Consider the following 3,669-nt stretch of genomic DNA (forward strand, 5'->3'; position numbering starts at 1 on the left):
ATCTGCAACCGTTTGTGGCACCCCATCCGCGCCGGTCGGCGAGCAACTGGACGCATGTACCCACGAGCTTAGCCGGCACACTGCAAACTACGATACAGTAGGAGTTCACACGCGGTCATGTTTCGGTGGTAAGCCATTTACCGACAGAGTAACACCCGGTCGGCCGGCGCGACGCCGCGTCCTATCGCGGTTTATATATAAACGGCGTGGACGCCACCTGCTCCATTACGACGGCTCCCGTGATGCCCATATTGAAAACGAGCCGTTGTGTCGCCAGCATCGAGCGGACGCCGGTGGCGAGCGGCGCGGGCGACGTGTCGTCCGACGCCGTCCGAACGGCGTCGCGGAGTTCCTCGATGGAGGCGGCGTCTGAATCGACCGTCAGGGTGGTCCGTTCGTTCCCGTCATCGATTGTGATATGAACCTCCGAGTCTCGGCCGTCCGCATCTGCTGGTCGTTCGGCGGGCGTGTCCCCGTCGGGTTCGTTGCCGAGGTGTGCGTAACGATCTTTTTTTGACATTAGTCATTCACCGTGGATTGTCGTTCGGCCGGGTCGTTCGCCGAGATCGCTACAGCGAGGTCGCGGTAGGCATCCAGCAGGGATTCTTGATACGCGCGCAAGCCGCGTTCCTCGGCATACCGGAAGATATCGAGTTGTGCGTCCCATGCCTTTTCCATCACGTTGTAGTTCGGAACCGTGACCGGAAGCACCTCGACGTTATCCGTGTCCTCCTCAAGTGACTCTCTGACCGCTCGGTTCAGACTCGACCCGTCGACCTTGTTCGGCAACACGCCGAGCACGTCGAGCGTGAACTCGGGTTGAGCCCGCTGTAGCTGGGATTCGAGCGCGCCGACGGTGTCCAACACGCCGGAGATAGACTGTTTCCCTTTTCGCGTCATCTCCATCGGGATCAATACGTTCCCGCTGGCGATGAGCGCGTTATCTACCAGCAGGTTGAGGGTGGCCGGCGGATCGATAATGACGTGATCGTAGTCGTCCACGACGGGATCGAGCGCCGACCGGAGGAGGAACTCGGCCGTCGAGATTCCTTCGGCGCGCACGGTACTCTCCAGCGAGGCGAGCGACTCGTGGGCTGGCACCAGATCGAACGATTCATCTTCGATGATGATCTCGTCGAGCGCGGCCGTACCCAAAAGCACGTCCGTGATCGTCACGCCGTCGGCGGTCTTCGCTTCCGGATACCCCGCGTGAGCCGAGAGGCTGGCCGGCTGTGGATCTAAATCTACGAGAAGCGTCCTCTCGCCCCGACGCCCGAGTGCGGCGCCGAGATTTATCGCTGTGGTGGTCTTTCCGACGCCCCCGCTTTCGGACCATATCACCAGTTTCGTCATCTATCTGTTCGTGTCGGTTACCGCTCTCCGCTGTCTTGTCAATGTGTGGGTCACGCGGCCGGGCCGTTACTGTCGCTGCTGCTCCCCACACGACCGACACTGATACTCGACCGCATTCTCCCGAATGTCGTACTCGATGTCGGCGTTCGAGCGCGGTGTGTCGCGCCCGCAGTACCTGCACGTCCACGCGGTATCTAACGCCTGTGTCGATTCGACGCGAGTGACTAATCGTGCGGCCTGGTCGTATTTTCCCCTCGCCCGACGCCTGTGTTCGCGCACGGTCGCGGTCGTCACATCGGTCAACTGCGAGATCGCGTCGTCAGTGAACCCGAGTTCGCCGTAGCTCGCGACCTCGGCTTCTTGTGTCGTGAGTCCGATGGCCTCCCACGCCGTCTTCCGGGATTCGATGCGCTCCGTGAGTTCGTGTTTCACCTCCCGGACCTGCTCCCGTTTTCTGGCCTCGATCGGCGGCCGGCCGGCGCGGATATTGCGCACGATCCGGTTGACACCGCTCACGTCGACGAAGTCGCCCATGTGATCGGTCAAGCCCCGTATAGTGGTAAAGTTTCCCACGCCGACGCGTACGTCGAAAGTAGGGTTCGGTTGGCGATCAAGCGGAGCGGCGCGGGTGGGGTGTCCACGCTCAGCGGATTGAATCTCGGCGAGCGTCCCGATGGCGGAACGCGGACCGGGTCGCCGCGTCTCAGAACGCGACAAAGCCCCCGTCAGCGAGGAAGAAGACGATGTAGTAGACCACGAGCGCGAGTGCCAAGAGCCACTGTCCCAGCGTGACCTGCCGCCCCTCGCCGACCGCGACTTTGACAAGCGGGTAGCTAAGAATGCCGGCCGCGAGGCCCTCGGCGATCGATGTCGTCAGCGGCATCACAGTGATCGTGAGTCCGGCCGGGATCGCCCAGGCGGGGTCGTCCCAATCAATGTCGGCGACGCCCTGCAGCATGATAATCCCGACGACCACTAGAGCGATGTAGGTCGCATACAGCGGGAGCAGGCTGATGAGCGGGACCACTGCGAGCGCTGCGAGGAAGAAGAGTCCGACCACCAAGGCGGTAAAGCCGGTCCGGCCGCCCTCCTCGATCCCCGTTGAGGACTCGATGTACGTCGTCACCGTCGAAGTTCCGAGCATCGCGCCGGTGGTCGTGCCGACGGCGTCGGCCATCAGTGGTTTGTCCATCTCCGGAAGGTTTCCATCGTCGTCGAGGAAGCCGGCGATTCCGGAGACGCCAATGAGCGTTCCGGCAGTGTCGAAGAAGTCGACAACAAAGAAGGTGAACACGACGAGCGCGAAGACGAGCGGATCCTCCGTGATCCCGCCGAGGCCCTGAACGAACCCCTCGACGAGCGGCAGGAAATTATACTGGACATCGAAGAGATATGTAGTAAAGCCGACATCGCGGATGACCCCAATCGTGTTCGGCGGGGCGAAGGCCCCCCCCTGTCCGGGGACGAAGAGCGCGATGAGCCAGCCGACGACCGAGGTGGCGAGGATGCCGAGGACGATCGAGCCCTTGATGCCCCGGGCGTAGAGAAACAGCGTCAGCGCCAGACCGGCGACGGCAACGATGGCTGTCGGTTCGACGAGGAAGTTCCCCAACTGGACGAGCGTGCCGCTCGGGTACTCCGCCACCACGTTCATCTCTTGGAGCCCGAGAAACAGGAGGAAGATACCGATCCCGGCCCCGACGGCGAACTTGACCGGCTCCGGGAACAACTCGATGACGTAGCGACGCGCCCCGACGGCCGTCAGCGCGATGAACAGGACCCCTTCGACGAACACTGCGGCCAGAGCCACCTGCCAGGGGACGCCTAACCCGAGCACGACGGTGAACGCAAAGAAGGCGTTCAGCCCCATCCCCGGTGCCAGCCCGAAGGGGCGTTTTGCATAAAACGCCATCACGGCGATGGCGACCACCGACGCGATAATCGTCACCACCGCGAGCATCTGGATGACCTCGCCTTGGTTCATCCCCGCCGGCGGATCGGTCATGATCGCCTCCGAGAGGATTACCGGGTTGACGACGATGACGTACGCCATCGCGAGAAACGTCGTCGCCCCGGCGAGCGTCTCGGTGCGGAGGTCGGTGTCGTGCGCCTCGAAATCGAAGTAGTCGGCGAGTGAGTCAACGACGCCCATCTTTCACGTTTGAGCACACCGAGTAACAAAGGTATAGTCGTTTTCGTCGACGTTCGGGAACGTATATACAAAAACATGCATATTCGGCGCATCCGACAGCGCCGGCCGGGTTCGCACACCGACGTGTTCTAGTTACTGCTCAAATTCGACGAGCGCGTCGACGG

General features: G+C 62.1%; 4 protein-coding genes. All 4 read right to left on the minus strand.

Annotated elements, in window-relative coordinates:
* Positions 1-181: 181 nt before the first annotated feature.
* Complete coding sequence (locus tag ACI944_RS13025; RefSeq protein WP_411719462.1) at positions 182-520, minus strand: hypothetical protein; 339 nt, start codon at positions 518-520, stop codon at positions 182-184.
* Entirely contained in the window at positions 520-1,353 is an 834-nt protein-coding gene (locus tag ACI944_RS13030) for a ParA family protein (RefSeq protein WP_411719463.1), read from the minus strand. The genes ACI944_RS13025 and ACI944_RS13030 overlap by 1 nt, the downstream gene beginning before the upstream one ends.
* A gap of 66 nt (positions 1,354-1,419) precedes the next feature.
* A complete protein-coding gene (locus ACI944_RS13035; protein WP_411719464.1) occupies positions 1,420-1,887 on the minus strand; it encodes a helix-turn-helix transcriptional regulator in 468 nt (155 codons plus the stop codon).
* A 169-nt stretch (positions 1,888-2,056) separates the two neighbouring features.
* Positions 2,057-3,505: an NCS2 family permease gene (locus ACI944_RS13040; RefSeq protein ID WP_411719465.1), complete on the minus strand. Its 1,449-nt coding sequence runs from the start codon at positions 3,503-3,505 to the stop codon at positions 2,057-2,059.
* Between the last annotated feature and the right edge of the window lie 164 nt (positions 3,506-3,669).

Origin of the sequence: Natronomonas sp., assembly GCF_046710025.1 — an archaeon.
Taxonomy (GTDB): domain Archaea; phylum Halobacteriota; class Halobacteria; order Halobacteriales; family Haloarculaceae; genus Natronomonas.